Here is a 25,866-nt window from a genome sequence, read left to right as displayed (position 1 = left end):
ACGATCTGCACGGTCTGTGCGCCGTTGAGAATCTTCTGGAAATACTCGTCGGTAATTTCAAAGGTGGCTTGCTCGCCCAATGTCGCCGTATAGGTGCGCTTGACCAGATCGCCCACGCGCTCGGTAACCGACACCTCCTGCTGCTCGGCGTCGCTCACCGTGTACGGGATGGTAAAGCCCTCGGACTTCTCGCCCAAATCACCAGACAGATCACAGGAAATGACCGGCGCGGTGTTGTTGTCGATCGTGCGGCTCGGGCTGGTCGTGTAGGACGAATAGGAGGCGAAGCTGTCGTAAGCCCGGACGCGATAGACGACACTGGTGTGCTCACCCTTGGGGATGCTGTCCTGATAGGACAAGCCCGCGCCCTTGTAGATCTGAGTAAATGCCCCCGCGCCGTCCCACTGACGTTCGAGCTCATAGCCCTCCAGGTTGCCGTCAGCATCGGTGGAGGCCGTCCAAGTGATAGTCAGCTTGTCTCCGCCTGCCGGACTGAGCGGCACGGAGATCGACGGCGGCGCTGCCGGTGCGCGATTGTTGACAACCGTCTTGTTGGCACTCGTCCGCCAGCCAGACTTCTCACCATAAGTATCGTAGGCACAAACCCGGAACATGACTGTCTGCGTACCAAACGGAATGGTGGTCGTCGTGCTGGTCGATCGTCCCTGATAGATCTGCGACCAAGACGATCCGCCGTTGTATGAACGCTCAACGATGTAGCCGTCCAAATTGCCATCAGGGTCGGTCGCTGCTGACCAGATTACAGATGTATCCTCGCCGCCGCGGATAGTGTCAGGGATAGTAATAGAATCTGGATCGCTGGGTGCAAGATTACCAATAATATAACTATCATCAGATACAAATAATGTAGGGGGGAAAATCATTGCGGGCCGGACTCCGATGCTATCTGAATTTATGCTAGCGCCGCCCTCATTGCCTCCAGTTGCGACAAAAAAAGCATTTGAACTATCTCTATATTGAGGTGATCTGAGCCACCAATACACCGCAGACCCATTGAAATTTGCAATTCGTTTGCTGTTTGCCGTGCTACCACTACCAGACAGAAAATAACTAAGTTTATACCCGTCGGGTCGAAAATTAGAGTTATCATCATCGGTAAACCCGACTTCATATCCAGATAGCAAAAATATTTTACAAAATAGTCCATTAGATCCGATTTGTACAGCTGATGATCCATTTCCGTTTGCATACGGGATCTTGACTTGCTTTATAACAGCGTTAATGGATGGATCATATTTAGAAAGCATGGTATTTTTAAGCCATGAATGAACTCTTGAGTTAGGATAATAGTTACCTTCTCCAGCATTGTTCCATACTCGTTTTTCGACAACGTCTTTTCGTAAAATCCATGTACCATCACAGCTATCGTGATAAATATTAGATGGCTTACCTTGATGCACTACTATATATTCTACCGGAGATCCATTTTCGTTTAGTTTGACAATCTCACCGACAGCCACATCACCCAATTTTTTTGTCTCCATAGGCAATCACTCCTTAAAACTCAATCCGTGCCGCGGGCTGATTCCATACGCCCTGTACATCCACGGCATCCAGATTCTCAAACGTGACGCGGAATGGATTTCCGTTCACATCCGTACTGTATTGCAGCTCGATGAGAGCCACACGGCTTTTGACCTGTTCAACTTCCCCCAGAATATACGGATGCGCTGCCGGGTCGGCGTTGTGCTCAGCAATGAGCCGTCGCGCCTCGTCCAGAAACTGTGGCAGAATGACAACGGTGCAGTAATCAGCCACATCCTCGGCGGTCATAAAGGCATCCGCGTTATACTCCAAAATAACAGTGGGCGCGTTGCTGACGCCAATGGCGACCGGAAAACTTCTGACCTCGACCGCGCCCTGGGTGTAGGGCTGCACCCACTGGGGATAGTCGCCCAGGTTTCCGTAGTAGATCATGACCTCCGCGCCGCTCTTGTCTCGGGCAAATACGCCAAACTCACGCAAATAAAAGCCGTTTTCCAGCCCGCCATGTAAATCATTGCGATACTGGATTGTAAAGTCCACTTGCTTACCGTGCACAAGCGGCTGGGTGCTTGTGGCCTGGGCAATCGGTGCGACCAGATCGGTCAAGGCTGTCGGCTGGGTTTCTGCCGGGACTTGACCGGTGCCGACCATGCACCGGGTAATGGTCAGAGTGTCCCCGGCGAGCAGGCCGGTCAAAAGCTCCATGCCTTTGGCCGGAATGATAAATCCATACATTTAGTTGGTCACCTCCATCGGTGGTAGTCTGAGGGTTGTTACGCTGCACATCACGCCGCCCGGATAGGCCGGGACAACGCCATAGGTCGGCAGGTATTGCGGCAGCTGAGTGGTCACAGGCGACGGCATCAATGCGCCGCCAAGGTACAGCGTGGTTGAAAATGGATATGCAGGGAAAACCATAATATGAGCTGGTTTTATTGTGTTCAATAAAACCAGCAACTCGTCCCACCCGTTTTTATTACACGGTTCCGCTTCTATGTATAACGTATAGTTCTGATGGTCCACCTTCACTTTCCATTTTCCTACCCCAATAAGCTCATCAAGCTTGCGGTATAAAAATCCCAACGTAAACGGTGCTTTAGTCGATACTCGGTTAATCAGGCGGGTGCGGCGGAAATCTAATGTTTCGGTCTCTGGATTGGGGATAATTCGGAAAATTTTCTCCCAAATGGATATTGCACCGATATCCATCGTTTGGAAAAAGAAATTGTTTTCCACGGCCTGCATGGAATCCAGAAACGCGGTGAACTGCTCGGTCTCGGTCTGACACAGTTCCTGATACTCTAAGATATCTTGGAACCAGGTCGGAATCTGTTTGCAGACCGACGGGTCAAACTCATACACTCAGCGTCACCGTCCCCATGGTCGGTACCTGCTGCGTCGTACCGGATTGCGTCAGGATCAGGTCTGCCGTGCCGCCATTGAGCTGCACGTTTGTCGCATTTACAACACCCGGCACCGTCAGCATGGCAGCAATAACACGGGCGACATATACGTCGGCTGCATACTCGACATGATCGGTCGCAATCAGTGTTCCCCACCCTTGGCTCACAGTCAGCAGGTAGTTAGAGATTGCGGTCTCGATGGGTGTCTGCACCTGTGCAATCTCGTATCCCGGCAGCAGCGTCAGGGTTGCGGACACGTTGACCGTCACGCTGGTGGGTGCGACAACGGTAACCTGTGCGCCAATAGGTGCAGTGCCCAGCCCCAGTCCCTGATTGGGCGGCGGGTCGACTGCGTTCTGGACATTCTCAACCAGCTCCGCGCTGGCCGGTTTATAGTCCGCACCGAGTACGGACAGCTTGACCGTGCCGCCGCCGTTCCAGGTCGGCCAGACCTGCACCGCGCCTACGCCATCGATGGTCATAACCTTGGTCTTATAGTCGGCAATATTACCGCCAAACGGCTGGTTATTGAGCGCGTCAATGATGCGTGCGCGGAACTCGTCGTCGGTCTCGGTATCGTCACCGGGCACCAAAATGTCGGTGATCTGCGCCGACGTCAAGCCGCTGATGGCCGTGATCGGCAGGATGGGGCCAACATAGCTGTTGCCAATCGTGCCCGGCGTCTCTGCGGTCAGCTGGTACTGGTCGGCCTCGTCGGTCGTCGCGGTGACGACCAGATTGATCGAGTTGTTGCCGTCGATCGTCGAAAAACGTGCGCCCATCGGCACACTGGTGTTAAAAATTCCCAGACGCACCGCCGGACTAGCCGGGTATCGGGTCAGGCCAGCAATCACGCCCAGATAATCAAGCGATTGTCCGGACGCGGTCTGGATGAATGCCTGCATCTGCACCATGTTGAGCGACACGTATGCATCGGACATAATCAGCGCCGCAGGGCCGATCGCCGTCTGGATCATAGAACCCTCTCTTTTGTCGATGGTGTTCGGCACCTGATTCAGCATGGCCGTTTGCAGGTTTTGGAATGTCTGGGACGAAAAATCAATCAAGAGATCGTCACCTCCAATATCTGTTCAAGATTGCCGAAGATCGTCCGAACCGTGAACGAGGCGGTCAGCACACCGTCTTTGTAGGTGTACTTGTAGTCCTCGACCGAGAGAATGCGGGAATCTACCGAAAAAGCATCCCGGACGCGCCGCAGCAGCTCGGCTGCGACATATCCCGAATCCAACCCAATCAGGTTGTCCAGCTCCGCTCCAAAATAGGGGCTGTAGATCTGCCAGCGATATCGCTCGGTAAACAGGATAATCTCTACCGCCTGCCGCATGGCTGTCAGACCGTCCGCGGTGCCGCGGATGCGCTTAGTGTCGGGATCTACATAGTATGTGAGGGTCGGCTGTTCGACGATCTCCAGCGTATTTGCAAGGCTGACTGCGCCAGCCGTTGGCGTGATCGCCATGTTTTAACCACCTCCAAACACACGAGACAGGACGATGAAGCGTTTGCCACCCATCACGCGCAGCAGCAGTACTTTATCCCCGACCTCCAGTGCGCGGTTGAGGATGATGTAGCCATTCTGTACCGGCAGCGCTTTGCCGTCCTCGTAGCAGACGATAGCATCTTGGAGCAGGTTGTCCTCGCTCTGTCCGCCGCCGGTGTAGGTGTCATGGATGACATGATTATGCTGGAGGATTGGGATTTTCTTCTCAATGACCGGCTCGGTTAAAAACAACACCTGCTGCCGCAGCGGCGCCATGGCCACTTTGGTCGTGATCTCCAGCGGATTGACGCCGGTGACCGTGCCGATAGTCAGATCGGTCAGACCTCCGTTTTTCATTGCGTCCTGCGCATACAAATACAAAACTTCTGCAAGTTCCATGTCATCCCAGCTCCATTGTCTCTAAAGTCATCGTGTGAAAGTTTTGTTCAAATTTATGAGTCACTTTTTCAAGCAGTACCCATTGCTCCAGATTGATGTCTCCAAGCTGGTAGATGTGCATATATACCATCTGTCCCGCTCGCAGACCCGGAACGCCGAGAGACTCGACTGTGAGCGTGCGCAGCCGTCGGTTGTAATACTCGAGCATCTGTGCGCCCATCTCAGCCACTTGCGCATCGTTGAGTGCTTCATCAACCTGCGCATAATACTGGAGCTTTCCCCACTTGCCCATATTCTCGCTGTCCTCCGTGACAAAGACATCGGCGCGGCCGGTCTCTTCATTCGGTCTGGCCAACTTGATCGAGTTGTAGGTCTGCTCGTCAATATCGGTTGTGTAGGTGTAATCACCCACATACGCACCGTCTCCCAGAGAAATTTGCACTTTCATAGATTCGGCGCTGCTCAGGCTCACACCGTCTCCGTTGTCGTACAGAACGAAGATCTTGCCCGTGTTGAGCAGAACTTGCTCCAGCACCTCGCTGATGATGTCCAGACAGCTGGTCTCCTGATCTTTGATGTACTCCGGCAGCGTGTAGCCGGTGGCCTCGATGGTCCCGATATCAACCTGCAGGTCTGCGCAGATCTGCTGGATGATCGACTCTGCGGTCTGATCGTAAAATGCATACACCGCCGATGCCTTGAGATAACGCAGCCGATCATAGCAGGTATTCTCGATTTTTCCCCACCGGTCTTTCTTTTTGGTAAACACCCATCCATAAAAGATCAGCTGACCGTTCACCGACAGGCGCACTTCGTCGCCTTCGAGATAGTCAAGCTGTCCAGCCTTCTGCAAGGTAAATTTAAGAGTCCCCGGCTGGCCGGTGCGGTTGGTGGTGTAGGTGACCTCGGTTGTGATCGTGGACAAGTCGAAGATCTGACCAGTGCGCTTATTCGCGACAATCAGTTCATATACCATTCTGATTCACCACTTGGCAATCTTCCTCTTTAACCCATCCAACAAAATTTCCGTAGCTGTCCCGGATCATAACCGGATACGGTGTCAGCGGGTCGGCTGTCACCAGCCGTCCCACCGTTCCGTACAATCCAGACAATTGCGTAGTCGGCGGTTCACCTTCCCCATTCTCCCCCGGTCCATTTCCTCCATGGCAGGTTCCAGTGACCTTTACCGTCACCCCTGCGTACAATTTCCCCTGCGGGATTTGCCGCGTTCTGGTGACTGTTGCCGTCTGCGCGTCGGCGTTTGTGATGGTGCCTCCCGACTGGGTTTGCAGGATTCTCGGAGTGTAGTCCTTATACTCCGTCAGTTCGAGCGAGTAATAAAAATCACCGGTTTCCGCTCCCTGCTCCCAATACTCAAACGATGTTACCAGCACTTCCATGCCGGTTTCGCTCGTCATGTACGGTGTGCCGTCCTCGTAATACCGTACAGGAGTGTATACGATCGGTACACGGTCATCCATTGCCGATTCTAAAAACTGGATATAGAACTCAGGTTCCCGAAATTCGTTTTTGGTCAGTACCCACGGGTCATTCGGTCGTCCGGGCAGCAGCCCCTCCCACGAAAACTTCTTCAGTGCCGGCAGGCGGGGTACCACAATCGGGCCGAGTGACAGCACATTGTAGTCGTCGTTCTCGTTGTCCTTCTTGGTGTCGTTCTTCTCCGGGTTGACCGGCATACGAATGACCAGTCCGTCCCGTGCAAAAAACAATCCGTAATTGTTCGCCATATCGTGCCCCCTTACACTCTTGCATACGCACGGTAGGTTCCAGAGGCACGCTGCTCGAGCAGCACGCGCTTGACTGCGTCAGCCATCGCCGCGCGATCGTCCGCCGTGTTTCCGGTGTTCTGGCCGGTGATGTTGATGACTGGGGACTGTGCGGTCAGATTGACCTGCGCAACATACTGCCGCTCGGCCATGTCAACCAGCATTTTCAGGTCTTCGTTGGTCATATCAACAGCGTCTTTGAGAGCGCTGGTGTTGCCTGCGGTCTTTCCAGTGTTTTTGCCAATGTCTCCCAGTAGATCAGACGCCGATCCTACCGACGGGATACTAACCCCAGAACCGCCGCCACCAAACAATCCGCTAAAGCTAAAGTTAGACCCAGCGGAATATCCGCTTTGAAACGCACCGGTCAAGTCCTTATATTCCATGGGTTTAAAGTATTCTTTATATCCAGATTCGGCCTTGACACTTGCGGATGCGGATTTAAGGTTATTCACCAGCCCATCCAACCCGCTCGTGATAGATACCTGCACACCAGGAATAGCATTGATCAGATTTTCAATCGCGTGCGCAATATTGGAGATATACCCCAGCACCGTCGCGGCCATGTCGTAAAACAACACTTTTACAGCCGCAACCGGATTTGTGAATACGTTGGCGATAAAGTTTGCAAACATTGCAAACCCGTTATACAGGTTTACGATCACGGTGTTATACACGAATGCAAACAACGCCGCAAACACTCCAACGATGATTCCTACTGCCGAAACTGACGTGCCTGCAAAGTGATTGACCGCAGCTACCGCGGCGAAGAATACGCCGATAAGCGCCACGATAATAATCAGTGGCAATCCCCACGACGTAGCCATTACAGCAGCAGCCATGGCCTGCACATTGGCCAGCAATGTTGTCGCCGCCGTACAGATATTGACCCAGTTGGCTGCGATCAGGAATACCGCAAACGCGCCAGCAAGTCCAAGAACCAACGGTGCTACAATATCGATGTTGTTCGCCAACCAGTTGATCCCATTCAGCACAGGCTGCAGCGCCATGGTGGCAGTGTTCTTAAACGACTGCCAGACCTGCGCCCACGTCATCGGCATCTGCTCGAATTTGCGGTTGGTCTCGTCGGCCGCCCAGAACATTGCATTTTTTACGATCTCAGCCGTGACAAGCCCCTCGGATGCCATATTTTTCATTTCACCCGTGCTAACTCCAAGATACTGCGCAATGGTCTGCGCAATCATCGGGGTTTGCTCAAGCAGCGAGTTCAATTCTTCACCACGCAGCACACCGGATGCCATCGCCTGCGTCAGCTGAAGCATTGCGGCTTGTCCTTCCTGCACGCTGGTTCCGGATATAGCCATCTGCTTGTTCAGCTGCTCGGCAAACGCAACGATCTCCTGCGAGCTGTTAAACGCATTTCCGGCCAGGGTTCCCAGCTTAGATACCATAGCCGCAGTCGTGTCAAACGCGCCGCGTGAATTCTGCGCCGATTGGTAGATCATCTGGGTCAGTTCCTGGGTGGTTTGCAGCCCATCGTTCATCAAATCAATGCGTGCAGTAGTCTGAGTAAAGGTATCAGACAGATTTACCAAACCAGTCAGTGTTTGCAGCCCGACATAGGATGCAACCAGTCCCTTCACCTTCCCCATCAGGCCACCAATGGAGTTGCCTGCATTATCAGCCTGTCGGCCTGCTCCAGACATTTGCTGCGCAAGCTGCTCGGTGGCAAGTGCCGCACGTGCGGTCGTCGTTTCAATGTTGTTGAGCGATCCACGCAGATCCATTACAGATGCGGCCGACTGCTCGGCCAACTGGATGAACCGCGTGAACGGGGATGAGAAATTATCAACCAGCGTCAGCTCTTCTCGGATATTCGGCATTTGCTCACCTCACTTTTTCTTGTCTCTGTCTCGGATTTCCTTGCGAATGAACTCCGATATCAGAACTTTTTCCCGGAACTGGAGGGCATCAAACTTACTCGGGGGCCATCCGTGATTGACAAACATGTAATATGCACATACTGTCTCAGCGTCGCCCCCGTCAATTAGTTTTTTGCCTCTTCTCCTACCTCTTCCGGACGCTGGAAGCCGGACAGCTGCGTGATCTCCGTTGCCAGACGGGAATACTCTCCCGAGGTCAGCATCTTACCCGGTACCAGATTGGGGTCGAGTACGCCGTATCTCTGGCACAGATCGCTCTCCGAGAAATCGGGAACCACAGTTGCAGCCAGAATCAGCTTGCGTGTATAGAGTACATTGTCAAACTTGCTGACCTGCTGGCCATTGACCATCACCTGTCTGGTACAGGACTTGACCAGGTGGTCATTTTCCTCCTGCATCAGTGCGCGGATAACGAACGGCTGTACCGTGCCATCCTCATTGCGGAATCTGTCAGAAATTACAACCTCATGGTTGGTCTCGACCGGAACAGGGTTGAGAAATGCGGAAAGAGTTGCCATGTATATCCTCCTTTACGAGCCGAGCTGTGCAGGTTCCGTAAATCCCTGGAGCTTCTGCACATCGGTATAACTGAACGAAATATCCATCGTGAGCATCTGTACATCCGCATCCAAAATGGATAGCGGAATTTTGCTGATGATCTTGCAGCCATAGTACGCCATGACCTGCTGTCCGATGGTGTTAGTCGGGTCGTTATTGATGATCTGGATATCAAAATACGGCATTTTGCCCGTATGCATGTATTCCAGTACCATATCCTGAAAGTATGTGGTTCCATAATAGATTTTGGCAGTACCGGTCTGCTTGGCTCCAGCAGGCTTATCCTGGATCTTACGAGTTCCCACCACTTTCATTTCTGTACTTTGGATATCCGCATCAGCTTCAATGTTAATCAATCCAAACAGCACATGGTTTTTTCCGGAGCTGTCCGTCATTACTGCCGTTCCCTCCATGCCCGCGACTGTGTCGCGTTCAAGTAAGTACTGACTCATGTTATTTTCGCCTCCTTACGACACCGTTACAGTCATGTAGATCTTCTCGACCGAGTCAACCGCCTGGATGGCCAGATTGACGATGATCGAGTCAATGTCATTGCCCGGCAGCACCTCAACATCATCCGAACTAAAGTTCTGGATTGCCTGCTCCCCTTGCAGATCGATCATGTATCCCACAATCGCCGCGCGGAACTGCGAGCGGCCAGCGTCGTTGTTGTTGACGATTCCGATATAATTGGCCGCAAACTGCTGGTAAATGTCGTTTGCAATCGTGTTGCACAGGCGCATAACGCGGTTTTTGCGGTATACCTTGCCGATCTCCGGCGTAAAGGTGGTCAGGCTATTGATATCGGTCTCAATTTTTACCTGGCCATTTTCGGCAATCAGGACAAGCTGTCCGGCGTTGATGGCTGAAATGATCTGGCTGTTCGTCAGCACTGGCTCAACCGCTACAGCGTCTGGATAGGCCGCATAGGTCAAGGACTGGTTGTACTGCGCGCCTGCCTGTGCGCCGCCGAGCCACCAGCAAACCTGCTGCGCGGTCAGCTCTGTTCCATCCGACAGTGTGACTCCAGTCTCATTGTTGATGACAAATCGGCTATTGGGATTGGTCATCTCTGCAGCAACAAGCTGACAATACTGTCCATTGTCGTTGGCCATGCGCTCGACAAACGACTGCATTGCCGTAAGCGTCGCAGAGTCCGATCCGTCGTAGATCAGGATGTCAAAATCGTATGCCTCGATCGTGGTCAGGAATGTCGCATAGGCCGCGGCCTGTACCGTTCCGTCCGAACCTCCAGAAAGCGCCTGTCCGGTCGATGCCGTAATCGCGCCCTTTCCAGAGAACGTGACCCAATCATTTGCAACCAGGTCGGAAATATTTGCACCGGTCTGGGTGTCCACGATCGCGCCGTCCACGACGGTCGATACCGTAAACGTGCCCTCATCGTCCGCATCCTCAGTGACAACAACCGTGATGTCATTGCCACGGGTTCCGGTATAGAGCGCCGTGACCGTCATAGTGCCGATCGTGCCTGTGGCCGCCTGTGCGCTGTCCGCAGCCGGGCGATACAGCAATACCTGCTGCGGGGCCGCAGTGCGGTTTGTTCCTTTGAAAATTTCTCTCAAAAACATTGCGCCCGGGTCGGTGATGGGGTAACCACAGTACGGGGTCGTATCCTCTCCGTTGACAACGGTCATAACCTGACCGACCGGTCCCCAGCTCATCGGCTCGCAGATCGCTACCGTGCCGCGGTTTCCGACGGTCAGACCCAGTCCAGTTCCGGTTGCAAATCGGATGTACACGCCCGGCCGGACCTTGTTCTGTGTGGTCCAGGTTCCACCCGCCATTACTTTTCACCTCCAAAAAATTTCTTCACGGCGGCATTGGCCTCCGCGATTGTGTATTCCTCTTTCGTGAGGATTGCCCGGAGAAAATCGGGCTGGATATGCGCAAACCGCTTGCTTTTCAGTAGCGCCTCACGTGTAAACTTCTTGTTCTTCGACAACCGTTATCACATCCTCGTTCAGTTCGTCGATTTTCTGCATCTTGACTGCGGTTTCGGGCTGCTCGACAAATACCTTGATCTCGAATTTGTAGTGCAGCGCGTCCAGGTCTATCGTTGGCTCCCGCTCGTAGGTGCGGATCAGTCCAGTCTCGTTACCATCCGAATAGGGGAAGGTCTCCATGACCATGTCCAGTGCCTCAGACGCTGCCACGTACCTGGTTTGCAGATCAGGTAGGTTGTAGTCCTCCAAATAGGTGATATCCAGCCCGATCTCGCGCAGGAATCTCCCGTTTGTATACGGGGTGATGCGGGAATACCTTTGCTGTATGAACGCACACGGCGTCTGTGTGCCCTGCTGATTGGGGTCTTGGTAAAATGTCACCCCCGGCAGCGTCGGGGCCAGATAGGCCGCGAGAGACTGCGCAATGGTCGATATTGTGAAGTTCATTCGAACAACTCCCCCAATCGTCTGAGCTCGCTCTCCAGCACACTCTGAAACACCTTTTTGGCCTCATCCGTCATGTGCAGCCCAGGTACATACGTGGTTTTCGTACCCACTACAATGCCGCCCTCTCCGCCCGGGTTATAGTCCAAAATTCCGGCCGCATTGATGACCAGTCCTGGGACAAAATGCCTGTCCATTCGGTGGCCGTCGTTGACGTATGATGCATACTGCACGTTGTTTGCCAATACGGTCACCAAATTATTTCCTCTCTGCTGCGGGGCTGTTTGGCTATCAGTAGCCCAGTGGGCTTTCATGTCTCCTGTCCGCGTGTTCGCGCCTCTGACGTCTCCATTCGGCGGCGTCAGCTCCTGCGCCTTCTCAACTGCTCGCATGGTGGCATTGCGCATCGCCTCCACCATACGGTCATTTACCTGCGATTCATTCCGACGCAGCCGATCGGCATACTCACTCAGGTTCATTTCACTCGCTCCTGCTGCAACAGCCGGATTTCCTGATGCTCCAATCCCGGAACAACCGCGCCAAACGGCTCGAAATACGGGTTTGGGTCTGCGGCAAACGCTCGCATCTCGGGGAAATTCTGTCCGATCAGTGCGCCTCGATGGATGTGCAGCTCGTCGCCTGCCTGAATGCTTACCGACACATCGCACGCGAGATAATCCTCCTGATGGACCTCTGCGGCTTCCTGTTTCATCTGGATGGCGCGATTGTCGGATTGGAATACGCGGCACGGGACTGCGGTCAGTACCTCGACGCGCTGGTTTGTGGTCAGGCTATTCGCGGTCGTAGGCTGTACGCGCCATACATCTACGGTATCGGTGTACCAATCTGCAAAATTCATGTGACGTATGTACCTCCCATTCCTACGAGCCGCGCCTGTGTAGCGAGCATCTGGCCATAGATTGTGGCATTCAAGTCGCCCCAGCCTTCGGTTGCCTTGGTCAGCGCATCCGTGTCATACGTTACCGACGCATTGCCCAATTTTGCCGACGACACGACACCAACCAGCGCACCGGTGGCAGCGGCCTGCTGCGGTGTTGCTGAGCTGGCCGCATACGTCTTGAGGTACATCGTTACGTAATGTGCCACATACAGGCCGCAGCCGTACCGCCATCCGTCGAGCCATTTGTCCGGCTGGATGGCGGTGTTGGCGCGGTTGATAATCATGTCGATCATGGTGCTCGGCGCGAGCGGCTGGCCTTCCGGGTCGTAAAACTGCGGATAATCCGCCTGGAACATCTCTGCAGTGTAGTTTCCAGTCTGTCGGCCAATATTTGCTGCCTCGGCTCTCACGCCGTAAAACTGCGGTTTTCCCCAGTAGTACATCCCGGTGCCTCCTTATTCCTCGGTCTTTTTCTTTCGACCGGTATTCTTTTTGGGTTCCGGTTCGGTCTCGGTCGCTTCCCGGTCTTCGCTCTGCTCTTCATCCGGCTGCTCGGACTGCTCCGGCTGCGTATCTACCGACACGGCAGGTTCTACCCGCTCCGGTTCCTGCTCCATGGCAACGGCGATGGCACAGTCCTTTTTGCTCGCAGGGATGGAGATCTTACCATCCTTGACAAGTGCCTGAAAATATGCGGTCTGTGCTACCTGATCGGGCACCTCTCCGACAAAACCGCGGCTGATGGGATATGCCGTGCCGCCAATCGGAACGATGACATTACGGTGCGATATGACGAACGACATTATACTGCGCCTCCGATGCCGTCCCAGTAGGTGATGGTCTGCGGATACATGATCTGCACTTCGGACAGATTTGCCATGTATGCAGTGTCATAGCACACATAGGCTACGTTGGGTGCCGACATAATACGGGACAGCGGAACCAGCTCGTCCATCTTGACGTATCGCTCCTTGTTGACGTATACGACCATACGGTCAGTAGTGGAAGTTCCGGCGCCCTTGCACCAGCTGGTCGCACCGATAAACAACGATCCGCCATTCTTTGTGGCGACGTTATTGCGCATCACATAGTCATAGATGGTTTCGGTTGCGAGCTCGGTCACCTTAGTGGTCAGGATGTAGGTGTACTCCTCGTAGGGGATCAGGATGTGGTTGGGGATTGCGTCCAGATCATACGCTGCAGCCGCCCAGGTGGCAGTGATTGCAGTGTTGATATCTGCCAGGATCTCATCCGGGGTCTTGTCGGCCCAGTTGGTCTTCCCGCCTGCACCGGCTGCAACCGTAGTCTCCACCGCGTCCGGGTTATTGATCAGACCGGTGGTACCGTACTCACTCAGACCGGTGTACACGAGTTGGTCATTGTGCTTATCATATGCCATACGCACTCCGTCGGTCAGCATCTGATCCAGCGATCGGCCGATAAAATTCGAGCGCTGCATATCCTGGAACATGACGCGCAGAGCAACTGCAAACACATGTGCCTTGTACAGTCCCTTGTCAACGGACGCCTGTACGATGGGCAGGCCGTTTGCGCCGCCTGCAGTTACCGGACCATTTCCTGCGCCACCGGTGATACCGTATGCCACAGACATTGCGGATACGTAATCTACCCAGCCACCGCCGGATTTGATTACAATATCGCGGGGGTAGGTTACCGCGGTCAACGGCTTGCGGATCATCGGATCGCGCTTTTCAAGCTCGGATACCAGGAAGGCGCCGCCGGATTTGATTCCAGCCTCATCCATCACCGGCACTCCGGATGCCATGGGCATCATCGGTGCAGGATTAGTAATCACACCTGCATTAACCGTTCCAACATTTGTGTACATTCGTTACCCCTCCTTACGCGTTGACCATCGTCATAATTCGCATTTCTGCGATGCCATTTGCATCTGCAGGACCTGCCCACTGGCAGTTGGGCAGCTCAATCAGCTTGCCCGAGTCATTGTCTGCGCTCTGCTCCAGTCCTCCGACCAGTGCCGACGGGTACGACTCATTGGCAGTAATGCGCAGGTATACCGGATGGCCGAGCGCCGGGGTTCCATGCTGGCAAAATACGTTGATTGCGCCTCGCTGGAACACGCTGACCGGCTCGCCAACCGCATACTCTCCCTGATACTGATCCAGATAGGTCAGTGCGGATTTGATTTCTGCACCAGCGATACCAACAAACAGGTCTGCAGTATCCGATGCGCCCATCGCCACGACCGCGCCGCTCGAATATTTCAGCGGCGTGCCAAACGGGATGGCAGCCGATCCCCCGGCCGGTCTGGTGTTTACGATCATGTCCGGCTGCCGTGCATAGCATCCAGCAAAGCCATTAGGCATCGACTGCCCAATCGTCTGAGGATTCAGTCCCATAAATTTTCACTCCTTTACGATTCAGCCAGCATTCCGGCGGTACGGAGTGCTGCCAATAAGTTGTTAAAATCTTCCGCGGTAGGTGCCTCAGAAATGTCTTTGATTGCAGCCATTTGTAGCACACCTCCGCGCGTTTCCTGTGATGCATCCGGCAGCGTGTAGGTACTGCCCGGTTCACCTTGTGGACCTTGAGGTCCCGGTTCACCTTGCGGGCCAGGTTCGCCCTGCGGTCCCGGCGGTCCCTGCATACCTTCCGGTACCGGTCCGACATAGGCAATACGCAACTCTGCAATTCCATTTGCATCTGCGGAGCCTGCCCACTGGGCGTTAATCAGCTCCACCACGTTTCCCCCGTCCGCTTCGGCCTCAAATCCTCCAACGACATACGATCCGCTCTGGGTAACTCTGACATACACAGGGCCGTCAATAACGGGCTGTCCCTTCTGGCATTTGACATTGATGCAGCCTCGCTGGAACACACTGACCGGCTCGTCCGGATAATACATCCCGACATTTTGTTCCATGTATCCCGCCGTTCCCTTGATCTCACAGCCCGATACTCCGACAAACTGGTACGCAGTCGCACCAGTTCCCATCGGCAGTACCGCGCCGTTCTCTCCACGGATCAGCGGCATACCAAACGTGATCGGATAATCTCCTCCCAGTGCAGCTGTGGTCACAATCATGTCCGGCTGTCGCGCATACGATCCCGCAAAACCGTGTGCCATTGAAATTCCAATGGATTGCGGTTTCAGCATGTTATCCCTGCTTTCTTACATGCGGGTTGAGTGCCGCATAGTTGGCCTCAGATTCCGCGCAGCGGGCTTCGTATGTGGTTTTCTGGGTGGTGGCAGCTGCTCTGCTTGCAGAGTCATGCGCCGCCTTGAGGATGCCTCCCATATTGCCATTGCCCAGGGTAGACAGCAGCGCATCAACAACACGCGCACGGTCACCAGCGTCCTTGATCTGCGCAACGGCCGGGCGCACACGCTTGAGCAGTGCGACAGCGCTGTCGCAGGCGGACTTGTCCTCCATCTGCTCAGCCGGTACGGTCACCGCAGATTCAGCATCCATTTCTTCCTCTCTTTCGCCTTCGCCCTTTCCGGACAGCTTAGCGATCATCTCATCGAGGTCGCTCTCGTCATGCAGATCATGCTCACCGCGACCACCGCGCGCCTTGGCTTCCAGCATCTCCAAGATGCGGTCGAGCTTAGAGCCGATGTCATCGCCCTTGGGTGCCCGCTCGATCATCTCGTCACTGGTATTCCCTTCAGGCTTTGCGGCGGGTTCCGCTTCCGGCGCCTTTCCAGCGGGTGCAGCGTCCAGCGCCTTTACGGCTGCGTTGGTGACCTGTTCCATCTGCTCGGGGGTTGCATCCTTCGCCGCCTCTCCGAAAGCGGTCAGAAAGCCTCTCCAAAAATTGCTCATTGCTTTACTTCCTTTCTCCGCCTGCTCGGCGGCCTGATCTTTTATTGCAACGTCGTGCCCTGCCCTTCCATGCGGGACAATGGCAACGTGATTGCCTCGGATGTTGGTTTGCTTGTACCCTGCACCGTCCGGTTCCCAGTTGCACACATATCCACAGGACACCTCGCGGATAATTCCGTTTTTGATGTCCGAGATCAGCGTCGCGTCCTTGATATGCAGATCCGCGATGGTCTGGTCTCCCGCTCGGCGCACATTTTCTACGTGACCCTTGCTGTATGCTGCATGATTCTCCGGCGTCAGGTTTTCAGGCGGGTGCCCGCTCGTCACATCCTTACCCTCAAACGACGCGAGCGCCGCAGCGTCAAACACGTCCTCCGGATATCGGTTTACGGTGATGATGCGCTCAGGATCGCCGTCGAGTTGCATCTCTCCGGCCGTGTATTCCTGAGTTCCCGTGCGGTTGATCGGCACATCATGACAGATCAGGTATCCCTCCGGCGTCTCTGTCATGTGCGGGCTGATTCTGGAGCCGTAATATGTCAGCGCCATCACTCCACCCCCGGCACGAGCTCTTCCTGGTCTGCCGATTCTCCGGCTGCTACCTCGAGCAGCAGGTCAGCGATAATGGCTTGGTGATCGGTCTCATCGGCGTTCAGCTCCAGAAACTTTTCAAGATGGCTGCGCGGTGCCACCGCCATAATCGCGGTATACAGCCGCACAGTCTCGGTCTCAGCAGCCAGAGCCTTTTTCAGCAATTCGATGTACATTTCTTCGTTCACCGGTGCACCTCCTCGAAAGCAAAAATAAAAGAGCCAACCTGTAAGCACTGCTTACAAGCTGACTCCTTTTAGTCCTTCCGTCCGAACATTCACGGACGGGCAATATCAACTTTTTTGCGCTTGATGTGGATGACCTTGACCTCGTTATCAGGTCCCGGAATCAGTTCCACGCGGTCGCCTTTTTTCAGGATCGACTCAATAGCCTTGATGGTTTTATCAGTCATGCTTTCCGGTTTGCCCTCCTGTACTCCAGCAGCCACTTGCGGTATGTTTCATCGTCGGCCTGCTTATGCTTCTGGAACGTGGCGAACGTCTTCGGCACTTTATCACCGAGCGTTATCTGATAGCGTTCCCATTGCCTGTAGTCTCTGAGCCATTGCGCACGTGCCTTTTCCTTTTTTCGGTATGCCTCGATTTGTTTTTTGGTTCTCGGGTCAACCGAAAACGGATTTTTGGCCGGGTTTGAGAAATCCTTGATTTTCTGGATTTCTTCTGGTGTGCGCCCGGCTGGTGTCCACGGCAACACCAAGTGCAGGCAGTTTGGATGGATGTTGAGGTATGTATTGGTCAGATCGTCGGTTCCGTTTGGGTCTACCTTGCCGAACGCCACCGACAGCGGCGGGAAATCCGGGTCTGTTCCTGATCGGCTGTATACTCTCCCCTCAAACGGTGCGCACAGGCCGCATGTCGTGCCATGTGCTGAGATCTTGTACAAGTCGTGTGCCTCATCTGCGGTCAGCACAGCAAGCGTCTCGGCTTGTCTGGATGTCGTGCGGGCACACATCGAGCAATATGTATGCAGACTCCAATCTCGTCCCGCTCGGTCGGTAAAGGCGATAACGCCATCCCGACGCAGCGCAGCGACAAACTCCGGCAGCGCCTTGTATACGCCTTTTCCCTCTGCCGCCGTCTGTGCAGCAAATTCCAGCGCGGTGGTCCGTGTCCGATCATCCAGCGGGCCGATCAGGATATCCTGCAATCTGGCCTGCGCGGTCTGCGCCGCCTCTGTGACCTCTGCCATCAGGTTGGTCACCAATGTGTCCACGATAGACATCTGGGTTGACGTCAACACCTGTGCATTCTGGTAGCCTGCAATGTGTTTCTCTACCGGCTCCAAGATTTTCCGCGCTTCCGGAACACGCACATAAAACTGCTGTTCGACCATCCTAGGCGTGTACGTCCAGCAATCGTCAATCATGGTTTGGAGTATCTTCTGGATTCTCTCCAGCGCAGCGACGGCGTGGTAATCCACCAGCCCTCTCGATCGCAACCGTCCAATCTCTCGGATGATGTTGCTCTCGGCCAGAAGGTAGATTTCCCTCAGTTTGTCAAGTGCCGCCTCATTCGGCGGCTGTCGAATCAGTTTCGCCATTGGGTTCCTGCTTCATGTTTCCGATCAGATTTTTGACTATCTTTTCTGCTCGCTCCATCACATCACCCATTCCGTATATCACAATCATGGTTGTGATGGTCTTGCATAACCGGTCAATCTGTTGCTGTTCGAACCGGTATCCTCCAACAGACTGATCTACTCCTGATATTTCCAACCGTGACGGCTGTTCATCAAGTTGTTCGATCTTAATTCTGTACCCCATGATCTATCTCCAATCTCAAATTCACGTCTACACTCTTCGCGTAAAACGTCACCGTGATTTCCGCCTCTTCACGGCTCGCGTGCTTTACCTGATAATCCTTGACCTTGTTGATCTCTCGTCCGTTGATATAGACTCTCGTTCCGCCTGCACATCCTTGCGCCGAAAAAAAATTGTCATTCATCGGTTACGCCCTCACTTTCGTCTGCCGGTGGCTGGCTGAATGAGATTCCGGCCAGCGGATCGCGCAGCGCGGTGGCATCCTGATACGTGCGCCCCGCGTTGGCCTTGATCTGCTCGTCCGTGATACTGTCAAACATTCCCGTCTCGTCGGCCAGCTTTTTGAGTTCCTTCTGAGCACTTCCCTGGTCAAGCAGCTCGTCCTGGTACGCCATTGTGATGGTCTCGGCCTTGGCTTTGGCGATCTCCGCAACCTCTTTGGCTGTCGGTGTCCAGAGCGGCGGGAATGCAATGTCCAAGCCCTCGGGGATCATACCCCATGCACTCATGGTCATAATCGGCAGCAGCTTGTACAGGATCGGCCGCAGCGACTTTTCTCGCAGCGTATCCACATAGTCATAGTAGTTTTGCAGATCGCTCTCTCCAGTGGCGTTCATTCCGGCCGGAGAGCGGCCAAACAGTTTGGTCACTGGGATGCGCGAGGCGCCAGCAAGATCCAGACACATACTGTCATACACGTCGCTTAGTCCAGAGAACTGGGCAAACTGTGTATTGGTCATCGTATCTCCCTTATTGACAAGCTGGATACCAAAATTGTTTTTGACTGCACTCTGTGCCTGCATCACACTCCAGAACCTCTGCTGCTGTTGGCCAGAGGTAATCGAGAACAGCTGATCGAGGTTTGCGACCTCCATCCGGTCTACATTGGCGCGGAACGTCAATGCAGCCATATTCGCCGATACGTTGTCATGCTTGACGATGTCCTTATAGATTGCCTCCACCTCAGACTCGCCCCAGTACATCGCGGCGATTTTTTCCAAGTATGGCAGCTCTCTGCCCAGAAACCTGATGATGCGCGAGTGATGCACCCGTGTCAGCGTGTCTCCGTTTTCCATTGTGATCGAGTAGTACGCGGGCAGCCCGAATTCCGGGTCACCGATGTCCGTGACAAGCTCCACGTCCGGCACAATACCGCACCAGCGATCCAGGATGTACAAGCCTGCGAATGTCCCTGGCATGATGGTTTCCAAATCCAGCGGCTGATCCATAAGTGTCTCATGTCCACGGATGAGGATGAGCCCGGCTGCGCCGCCGTACAATCGTCCCCACCGCAATCCCGCATTGACTCTGTCCTGGATCTGGGTCATACGCTGCACCCGGTCAAACTCTGCCAGATGCTCCGGAGAGATCGCACCGGTCAACGTAAACCAGTTTTTGGTCATGTCGTCCGGGATGATTCCCACGACGTTTTGCACGACCCAGTTATCACGGTACAGGCTATTGAGCAGCGCATAGTTGTCGGATAGCCTGGTTAACGGGTACTCGGTCGCCTCCATCGGCGACTGCGACCCATACCCCAGCCGAAACAGCGGGTTGGAGAACGCATCCATTACCTGCGATGCCTGCATGGTATTCGGTTTTTCGTCTGCCGCGCGATTGACGCGGCGTTTGTTACGTCTGGACATTTATCCTCCAATCCGGCAGCGAGTTCACGTAATAGCGCAGGGCGTCCGGTGCGTGATCTTTCTCCTTGACCGGCTTTTCCTCTCCTCGGTCGGCGGCCTTCCGATCCCACGCATACACGCCCAATTCGTCGATCAAGGCCGTGCACTGGTTTTTATTGATCTGGATGCACCTGCGCACAAACAGCTTCGATGTGTTTCGAATTCCGTCTATCACATTGTTTTCAGCCGGCACAACGTAAAATCCCCGGCTCTGCAGCTCCAGAATAAATGATGCTGCCGACGGGTCCACGATGATCGTGCAGTAGTTGCTGCCCATAAATTCGACCATATCATCCGCATATTCTGCGTCGGTCTTTTGTCGGTGCTCTTTACGGCTGTCCCAGCGGTACTCCCGCTCGACGCGGATGGTCTCTCCATCATCGTAGATGTCGAGGAACACACACGGGTTGGTCGTACCGTAGTCGCACGCAATCGTGCGCGTGGATCTGTCAACCAGATCAATCGGCGGTACGTCGTATGTATTGGCATCCTGCCGGAACATATCATAGATCAGGCCCTCAGCAGCGCGGCGCAGGCCGCGGATATCTCGGTCATACCACAGGCTCGTTTTGTCGTATGTGCTCAGCGCGCGACGCAGCTGGTCATCTCCGATGCTCATGTTATCAGCGATGGTAAAATGCCCATAGTTGTACCCATAATTCGGATTCCGTTTCTGGGCTTCCTCATGGTGTTCCAGCACATCCTTGTAGTACCAATGCCCCTCTGCTTTCGGGTTGAGGTCATGGTATATCGTGCGTTTGGGGCTGGACAGTGTACGGTCAAATGACTCTTTGATAAATTCCGGCGTGCACTCGTTCGCTTCAGTGATATAGGCCATGCCGTAAGTGTTACCTTTGATGAGCTTTTCGTCTCCAGATTTTCCTCCTCCGGAGATCAGGACGATTTTCTCCCCGACCGGTGTCCGCACATACAAGCAGTCTCGGTTCTGATATTGGCCGGCGCGGCAGCGTCCCTCGAAAAAATTCAACATTCCGAATCCATCACAGTCCAAAATATTAAGTCGGGCTGTTGCTGTAGACACTCCAGCAATCAGGTGTATACGGCTTGGATGGGTCTCCAGCTTCGCGCAAAACGCCATCGTGATCAGGACGTTTTTTCCTCCGCGTTTGCCTCCCTCAGCCACGTTGAGCCATGAGTCAAAACAGCGATCAAAAAAACGCATTTGGTTCTGGCTGAATGGTGCGGGCAAATTCATCGGTCATCGTCCCCCTCAAAGTCCTTGAGGTTGCGATCAGGCGCAGGATGTTTGAGCAGTTCCACCAGCGCTTGCATATTCCCTTGCTGCTCCTGTTGGGAGTCCGCTGGATTCGCTCCTTTTTCACGCCAACCTGAAAAATTGTTGACCAGGCTAAACTTTGCTCCTTGCACGCCTTCCCGGTCAAACAATCGCTCCTCTGTGTACTGTTCAATCCTGGTTTTCGCACGCGTGACCGTGTCAACAAAATTGTCCTTTGCTTGGTAGTTTAATAGCGCCTGCCTGGAGGTGAATCCGAGCGCAAGCGCCAGCCCTGTTACTGTTGGCGGGCGTCGGTTGAGGTAGATCGGGGCACCGTATTTATCCAGTACGGCCTTTCCCTCTTTGTCCGTGAGCAGCTCCCCTTTGCATTCCTCGAAATATGCGTCGATTGCTGCCTGCATCTTTTTCGGACTCTTATACTTTGGGGTTCTCCCCACGTTTTTCACCTCCGTCCTGGTACGGCTTTAGTCGGGATTTCTCCCGGCCTCTGCCTTTTTCAGATAAATTCTCGCCCGCACAGGCGTTGAGAGTCCCGGGAATCGAACCCGGTCAAGCCCTGTCGCGGCTCTCATATGTAAAAGTATACAATTATTCCATTTCAAATTTATGCATGTTTTACCATAATATGTATTTACAAATACATAAAACATGGTATAATAAATACATAAACAAGAGAGGAGCGAGAGATATGTATAACAGACACGATATCATGAAGAACGCTTGGAGCATCCGCCACGAGAATAGCGTCAGCATGAGCGTAGCGCTCAAGGCTGCATGGGCACTGGCCAAGGCCATCAAGGCCGCCGAAGAGCTGGCTTCCGAGATCGACTGGAACACCAAGGTCCGCGTAAATGATTGGGTTAAGGCTGGTCACTCTCGCACCTATGTTGAGGTCGCTGTTTACACCAACGCGTGGAACCGCAAGCGTACCGAGAAGATTGGTTACGTTAACAACCTGACTGGCGAATTTATTGCTGCATAAAAGAAGGAGATCATCATGGCAAACATGACTATGCAACAGATTGAGCAGTGGACAAACCCAAAGTACCATCAGATTATCCGTGATCGCCGCACCGCAAACTCGGATACCCCGGAGTCCGCCCCCCTCACAGGTTACGACATTTGGATCAATGGTTGTGACCTCATGTGTAATCCTGACTTTTGGGTCCGTATCATCTACGCAAACCACGGGATGCTGGGTCACGAGCGCGAGCCTGTATACACCGATATCCCCGCAGTGGAGTCTGGCATGTATGACGAGCTGTCGGTGTCTCTCCCTGCTGGGTGGGATTGGAGCGAATCTGTGGACGGAAGATTGCTCATCTGCTCTCCGGATGATGTACGGTATTACGTTGATGAGATTATCATGCATGTAGACGGTCAACCGTGTCTGTGCTGGTATGATGATACCGGCCGCCACATCACCGCACTTTGAAAGGAGATATAACCATGACAACCCGCGAATCTTATATTTTTGGATGGGTATTTGGCCGTATCAATGCCGAGTCCCCCAAAAATCCTGTTGGTGGAGACACCACTCTGGCAGCCCAGCGTCCCTACTCTGCGCTTGCCAAGGTCATGCAGCAAGGCTTTGCTCGTGGCTTAATGGCTGCCATTGAGCCGGAGATCGGTCGCGCACTGTGTGAGATCGACAATATAGACTACCAGACTGCTGGGGGTTCCGAGGCCGTCCAGCCGCTCGATATGCAGGCATCTTGGCAACTCGGCTATTACGCCGGACTGTACAAGCGTCCCATCCCCTCGCAAAGTTTTGACATTGGTGCAGCTCGCAAGGCTAAAAAGATGACCCAAACACAGCTTGCTGAGTTGATGGGCGTCGATCAGGCTCATATCTCCCGCTGGGAGCGCGGAGAGGTTAAGCCCACCCCGGAAAACCTGACAGCTCTCAAAAAAATATTACTTGATTGATTCCCAACCCGGCCCTAGAGGCCGGGTTTTTTGTCACCCTTTGCCCTCCTGCAGGCATTGAGGTGATATACCTCTTGCGAGGTATGCGCCGTTTTCGCTCGGCTCACGTCCGGCTGGTTACGGATGGGCTATGCCCAGCAAATTGACGGCATGGTGCATCAAACTCAAACCCAGAAGGAGATCGCAATTCACTTCCTTTCGTTTTCAAGTTTTTCGCCGTCAATAATTGTTAAATGCGGGTGATGATTTGCACATCACATGTCATCATTATAAGGTTTTAAGCTATGCGTCTTTGCATCTCGCGTAACGCTTCGCAGATGAACATACCTTTATGCGTCTACAATTACAATCAAGCCCGCCCGGTGTGTATTCTGGCTTTAATTGTTTTACATCGCTACACACTAACGCTCTATTCCGCCACCGCATTTATGGAGCTGCCGAGAGGATTCGAACCCCCGCCCTGCTGATTACAAATCAGCTGCTCTACCAACTGAGCTACAGCAGCATGTCACGGGCGGCCGGAATACCGCCCGAAACTATGGAGTTGATTGCCGACCGTCTGGTCTGGAGCGGATGACGGGGTACGATCCCGCGCGGCCAGCTTGGAAGGCTGGAATGCTGCCAATTACATCACATCCGCATACATCCCGCTCGACCTATTATCTGATATCAAACCAGATCGTCAACAGCCGAGCAGGTCATCAAGAAGGAGACATACCACGAACGGCTCATGCACCGTGCTGCGGCATATGGGCCGCCGAGCGGCCCGTGAGAAAGGAGGATCAATGCATGAATATGATCGTGACGGGGATCCCGCCCCGCGAATGCAGGGCGGGTGGATACAGAAGAGATGATCTCAGTGGCTCGACAACCGGCGGTGGTGGTGGTTGGGGCCGGTTGTCTTACCACTGTCTGCATCATATCACAACTCAATGGACGAAAAGTGCCAACTTTCAAATCAGGTGCATTTTATTCGCCATGATATCCATCACCCTGGCATTCCAGCGGCGTGCTGTGCGCTGGCTGATCGGCACCTTATCAATGACACCCCAAAAGGTATATCGTCCCTCAAAATACAGCATCCGTACGAACCTCTGCCGCTGCGCTCCATCCGGCATCCGTCCGAGCTCGTCCATCATATCCTCAACCGCTTGCAGGCGAGCAGCTTCATTGTCCGTTCTGTGCGTCGACGGCTTTCGCTTAATCTCCGGGTATGACCGCAGCACCTCCCGTATGTATGCCAGTTGACCCCGCTTGCTCATTCTGGTTTCTCTCCCGTTTTCAAATCAATAAATCTCAACTCCAATCTCCTCCCGCTCGGCATATCTTATTCTCTTTCGATAGTCCGATAGTTCCCGTGCTTGTCCTGCTCCAGCGTGATCGGTGCACCGCATTCCAAGCAGATGATTTCATCAATCGGTTCCGTGTTATTCGTACGGTAAACCCATGTATTTCCGCACGCGCTGCAACGTGCGACAATCTTATCCAGATCTATAAGCGGTGTGTGTTCTCCGCACGGGCACCAGCTGCTTCTGATCCGCTGCCGGGCGTTGAATCCTCGGATTTCTCCGCATACATCACACCGAATGCGCAAAAATCCTTTGTATCCCTCCTGCTCGTCCTGATCATCCTGTGCACGTTCCGGCCGCGAGCGGGTCTCCTTGACGTCGATCACCGATTTAGGGGGGGCTGTGTCCTGTGCGTCTTCCGGCTCTCCCGCTTCCTCCGAGGCATCCTCCTCAACTAAATCCTCGTCATCTTCATATTCACGCTCTACCCGAGTGTCCTCGTCCAGCTCCTGATCGGGTTCCGGCTGGTTGTTCAGCAGCGCATCCACCAGTGTTGTAAACCAGACCTCCGCGTCCGGCCTCGGCATGTCGATCTTGAGGCTCTTGCCCGGGATGCTCACACATAATTTACAAGTTTCCATGGTCTTCCTCCAATTCGGTCATCCGTTATTTGTTTTTCGGCAGCCCTGGCAGCGGCATCCAGTGCGTCACCACTGGTCTCTCCCATTCCGGATATTCGTTTACAAGCCACCCTTCTTCTCCAAAATATCCTGCCAGCATAATCGCTTGGCACAACGTAATATTCTCGTGTGGCTTTCCGGACACAATGGCCAGCACCGTTTCTCCGTCCCTCTCATCGTCCGGCAGACGTTCATCTGCTTTGATCCATTCTGCTGAGATGACATTGGCGGTCGGCGCACTTGCGACAACCGCTCGAGCCGACGCAATCCCTGCCTGAAACAAGTTTATTCTCTCATCTGATGTAACCATCGCTTCGAGCAGCGCTTCTCTCTCGATATACTCAGTCATTCCCGTTCTTCTCCATTTCCACAGCCTTTTCGGCATCTTCACGGCTCAGGAATACGGTTTTCCCGATGCCGGAAAAGTCAATTTCGTATCCCTTCCAATGTTCATACATTCTGTCTGTGTGTGTAGAAATCT

33 protein-coding genes, 2 tRNA genes and 2 pseudogenes are annotated in these 25,866 nt (G+C 53.8%); 3 read left to right on the top strand and 34 right to left on the bottom strand.

Annotation, left to right across the window (positions count from 1 at the left end):
* From B5F17_RS13500 to B5F17_RS13360, 29 genes and pseudogenes are all read right to left on the bottom strand, one after another.
* Positions 1-884: pseudogene (locus B5F17_RS13500) on the bottom strand (hypothetical protein); the annotation flags it as partial.
* Between the two features lie 51 nt (positions 885-935).
* Positions 936-1,505, bottom strand: a pseudogene (locus tag B5F17_RS15355) (DUF6273 domain-containing protein); the annotation flags it as partial.
* Between the two features lie 13 nt (positions 1,506-1,518).
* Positions 1,519-2,241: a hypothetical protein gene (locus B5F17_RS13490; protein ID WP_087374646.1), complete on the bottom strand. Its 723-nt coding sequence runs from the start codon at positions 2,239-2,241 to the stop codon at positions 1,519-1,521.
* The gene (locus B5F17_RS13485; RefSeq protein WP_087374644.1) at positions 2,242-2,868 is read right to left on the bottom strand and encodes a putative phage tail protein; all 627 of its coding nucleotides are present in this window, start codon (positions 2,866-2,868) and stop codon (positions 2,242-2,244) included. It lies immediately after the preceding gene.
* Entirely contained in the window at positions 2,861-3,976 is a 1,116-nt protein-coding gene (locus tag B5F17_RS13480; RefSeq protein WP_087374642.1) for a baseplate J/gp47 family protein, read from the bottom strand. Before B5F17_RS13480 ends, B5F17_RS13485 begins: the two co-directional genes overlap by 8 nt.
* The gene (locus B5F17_RS13475) at positions 3,973-4,386 is read right to left on the bottom strand and encodes a DUF2634 domain-containing protein (protein WP_087374640.1); all 414 of its coding nucleotides are present in this window, start codon (positions 4,384-4,386) and stop codon (positions 3,973-3,975) included. Before B5F17_RS13475 ends, B5F17_RS13480 begins: the two co-directional genes overlap by 4 nt.
* Before the next feature lie 3 nt (positions 4,387-4,389).
* Entirely contained in the window at positions 4,390-4,806 is a 417-nt protein-coding gene (locus B5F17_RS13470) for a DUF2577 family protein (RefSeq protein ID WP_087374638.1), read from the bottom strand.
* Position 4,807: 1 nt separating this feature from the next.
* Positions 4,808-5,782, bottom strand: a complete 975-nt coding sequence (locus B5F17_RS13465) for an XkdQ/YqbQ family protein (RefSeq protein WP_087374636.1) — start codon at positions 5,780-5,782, stop codon at positions 4,808-4,810.
* Complete coding sequence (locus tag B5F17_RS13460; protein ID WP_087374634.1) at positions 5,772-6,554, bottom strand: hypothetical protein; 783 nt, start codon at positions 6,552-6,554, stop codon at positions 5,772-5,774. The genes B5F17_RS13465 and B5F17_RS13460 overlap by 11 nt, the downstream gene beginning before the upstream one ends.
* An 11-nt stretch (positions 6,555-6,565) precedes the next feature.
* On the bottom strand, positions 6,566-8,437 hold the full coding sequence (locus B5F17_RS13455) for a tape measure protein (RefSeq protein WP_087374632.1): 1,872 nt from the start codon (positions 8,435-8,437) through the stop codon (positions 6,566-6,568).
* A gap of 164 nt (positions 8,438-8,601) precedes the next feature.
* A complete protein-coding gene (locus B5F17_RS13450; RefSeq protein ID WP_087374630.1) occupies positions 8,602-9,015 on the bottom strand; it encodes a phage tail assembly chaperone in 414 nt (137 codons plus the stop codon).
* A 12-nt stretch (positions 9,016-9,027) separates the two neighbouring features.
* The gene (locus B5F17_RS13445) at positions 9,028-9,507 is read right to left on the bottom strand and encodes a phage tail tube protein (RefSeq protein WP_087374628.1); all 480 of its coding nucleotides are present in this window, start codon (positions 9,505-9,507) and stop codon (positions 9,028-9,030) included.
* A 15-nt stretch (positions 9,508-9,522) separates the two neighbouring features.
* Positions 9,523-10,860: a phage tail sheath family protein gene (locus tag B5F17_RS13440; RefSeq protein ID WP_087374626.1), complete on the bottom strand. Its 1,338-nt coding sequence runs from the start codon at positions 10,858-10,860 to the stop codon at positions 9,523-9,525.
* Between the two features lie 129 nt (positions 10,861-10,989).
* A complete protein-coding gene (locus B5F17_RS13435) occupies positions 10,990-11,466 on the bottom strand; it encodes a phage tail terminator family protein (RefSeq protein ID WP_087374624.1) in 477 nt (158 codons plus the stop codon).
* Positions 11,463-11,942, bottom strand: a complete 480-nt coding sequence (locus tag B5F17_RS13430) for an HK97 gp10 family phage protein (protein ID WP_087374620.1) — start codon at positions 11,940-11,942, stop codon at positions 11,463-11,465. The genes B5F17_RS13435 and B5F17_RS13430 overlap by 4 nt, the downstream gene beginning before the upstream one ends.
* Positions 11,939-12,322, bottom strand: a complete 384-nt coding sequence (locus B5F17_RS13425) for a hypothetical protein (protein WP_087374599.1) — start codon at positions 12,320-12,322, stop codon at positions 11,939-11,941. Before B5F17_RS13425 ends, B5F17_RS13430 begins: the two co-directional genes overlap by 4 nt.
* Positions 12,319-12,807, bottom strand: coding sequence for a DUF4054 domain-containing protein (locus B5F17_RS13420; RefSeq protein WP_087374597.1), 489 nt, complete (start codon positions 12,805-12,807; stop codon positions 12,319-12,321). Before B5F17_RS13420 ends, B5F17_RS13425 begins: the two co-directional genes overlap by 4 nt.
* Before the next feature lie 12 nt (positions 12,808-12,819).
* Positions 12,820-13,167, bottom strand: a complete 348-nt coding sequence (locus tag B5F17_RS13415) for a hypothetical protein (protein ID WP_087374596.1) — start codon at positions 13,165-13,167, stop codon at positions 12,820-12,822.
* Positions 13,167-14,213, bottom strand: a complete 1,047-nt coding sequence (locus B5F17_RS13410; protein ID WP_087374594.1) for a DUF2184 domain-containing protein — start codon at positions 14,211-14,213, stop codon at positions 13,167-13,169. The genes B5F17_RS13415 and B5F17_RS13410 overlap by 1 nt, the downstream gene beginning before the upstream one ends.
* 13 nt (positions 14,214-14,226) lie before the next feature.
* On the bottom strand, positions 14,227-14,745 hold the full coding sequence (locus tag B5F17_RS13405; RefSeq protein ID WP_087374592.1) for a structural cement protein Gp24: 519 nt from the start codon (positions 14,743-14,745) through the stop codon (positions 14,227-14,229).
* Between the two features lie 14 nt (positions 14,746-14,759).
* Positions 14,760-15,503 (bottom strand): structural cement protein Gp24, encoded by a 744-nt coding sequence (locus tag B5F17_RS13400; RefSeq protein ID WP_087374590.1) that lies wholly within the window; start codon positions 15,501-15,503, stop codon positions 14,760-14,762.
* A 1-nt stretch (position 15,504) separates the two neighbouring features.
* On the bottom strand, positions 15,505-16,722 hold the full coding sequence (locus tag B5F17_RS13395) for a DUF2213 domain-containing protein (RefSeq protein WP_087374588.1): 1,218 nt from the start codon (positions 16,720-16,722) through the stop codon (positions 15,505-15,507).
* Complete coding sequence (locus B5F17_RS13390; protein ID WP_242968771.1) at positions 16,722-16,952, bottom strand: ferritin family protein; 231 nt, start codon at positions 16,950-16,952, stop codon at positions 16,722-16,724. Before B5F17_RS13390 ends, B5F17_RS13395 begins: the two co-directional genes overlap by 1 nt.
* Before the next feature lie 89 nt (positions 16,953-17,041).
* Positions 17,042-17,176 (bottom strand): hypothetical protein, encoded by a 135-nt coding sequence (locus tag B5F17_RS15260; RefSeq protein WP_275532135.1) that lies wholly within the window; start codon positions 17,174-17,176, stop codon positions 17,042-17,044.
* Complete coding sequence (locus B5F17_RS13385; protein ID WP_087374586.1) at positions 17,173-18,324, bottom strand: phage minor capsid protein; 1,152 nt, start codon at positions 18,322-18,324, stop codon at positions 17,173-17,175. The genes B5F17_RS15260 and B5F17_RS13385 overlap by 4 nt, the downstream gene beginning before the upstream one ends.
* Entirely contained in the window at positions 18,293-18,547 is a 255-nt protein-coding gene (locus B5F17_RS13380) for a hypothetical protein (RefSeq protein ID WP_087374584.1), read from the bottom strand. Before B5F17_RS13380 ends, B5F17_RS13385 begins: the two co-directional genes overlap by 32 nt.
* A 173-nt stretch (positions 18,548-18,720) precedes the next feature.
* Positions 18,721-20,190 (bottom strand): phage portal protein, encoded by a 1,470-nt coding sequence (locus tag B5F17_RS13370; protein WP_087374581.1) that lies wholly within the window; start codon positions 20,188-20,190, stop codon positions 18,721-18,723.
* Complete coding sequence (locus B5F17_RS13365) at positions 20,177-21,412, bottom strand: PBSX family phage terminase large subunit (RefSeq protein ID WP_087374650.1); 1,236 nt, start codon at positions 21,410-21,412, stop codon at positions 20,177-20,179. Before B5F17_RS13365 ends, B5F17_RS13370 begins: the two co-directional genes overlap by 14 nt.
* 29 nt (positions 21,413-21,441) lie before the next feature.
* Complete coding sequence (locus B5F17_RS13360; RefSeq protein WP_275532134.1) at positions 21,442-21,924, bottom strand: terminase small subunit; 483 nt, start codon at positions 21,922-21,924, stop codon at positions 21,442-21,444.
* A 251-nt stretch (positions 21,925-22,175) separates the two neighbouring features.
* Between B5F17_RS13360 and B5F17_RS13355 the strand changes: the two genes are divergently transcribed.
* Genes B5F17_RS13355 through B5F17_RS15145 form a run of 3 tightly spaced genes read left to right on the top strand, consistent with a single transcriptional unit; the run spans position 22,176 to position 23,416 of the window.
* Positions 22,176-22,469 (top strand): hypothetical protein, encoded by a 294-nt coding sequence (locus tag B5F17_RS13355; protein ID WP_087374576.1) that lies wholly within the window; start codon positions 22,176-22,178, stop codon positions 22,467-22,469.
* Positions 22,470-22,493: 24 nt separating this feature from the next.
* The gene (locus B5F17_RS13350) at positions 22,494-22,922 is read left to right on the top strand and encodes a hypothetical protein (RefSeq protein WP_162608193.1); all 429 of its coding nucleotides are present in this window, start codon (positions 22,494-22,496) and stop codon (positions 22,920-22,922) included.
* A 14-nt stretch (positions 22,923-22,936) separates the two neighbouring features.
* The gene (locus tag B5F17_RS15145; protein ID WP_087374572.1) at positions 22,937-23,416 is read left to right on the top strand and encodes a type II toxin-antitoxin system RelB family anti-toxin; all 480 of its coding nucleotides are present in this window, start codon (positions 22,937-22,939) and stop codon (positions 23,414-23,416) included.
* A gap of 429 nt (positions 23,417-23,845) precedes the next feature.
* Here B5F17_RS15145 and B5F17_RS13340 read toward each other — a convergent pair.
* The 5 genes from B5F17_RS13340 to B5F17_RS13320 form a co-directional block, all read right to left on the bottom strand.
* A tRNA-Thr gene (locus tag B5F17_RS13340) sits at positions 23,846-23,921 on the bottom strand.
* A gap of 60 nt (positions 23,922-23,981) precedes the next feature.
* Positions 23,982-24,056: transfer RNA gene (locus B5F17_RS13335), tRNA-Gly, on the bottom strand.
* Positions 24,057-24,369: 313 nt separating this feature from the next.
* Positions 24,370-24,678 carry a hypothetical protein gene (locus tag B5F17_RS13330; RefSeq protein ID WP_087374570.1) on the bottom strand — a complete coding sequence of 103 codons (309 nt, stop codon included), beginning with the start codon at positions 24,676-24,678 and terminating at the stop codon, positions 24,370-24,372.
* 65 nt (positions 24,679-24,743) lie between these two features.
* A complete protein-coding gene (locus B5F17_RS13325) occupies positions 24,744-25,346 on the bottom strand; it encodes a hypothetical protein (protein ID WP_087374568.1) in 603 nt (200 codons plus the stop codon).
* Between the two features lie 25 nt (positions 25,347-25,371).
* On the bottom strand, positions 25,372-25,734 hold the full coding sequence (locus B5F17_RS13320) for a DUF551 domain-containing protein (RefSeq protein ID WP_162608192.1): 363 nt from the start codon (positions 25,732-25,734) through the stop codon (positions 25,372-25,374).
* Between the last annotated feature and the right edge of the window lie 132 nt (positions 25,735-25,866).

Source organism: Butyricicoccus pullicaecorum, assembly GCF_002160355.1.
Lineage (GTDB): Bacteria > Bacillota > Clostridia > Oscillospirales > Butyricicoccaceae > Butyricicoccus > Butyricicoccus pullicaecorum.
Note: the sequence above shows the minus strand (reverse complement) of the source record. Positions and strands in the feature narration are given on the sequence as shown.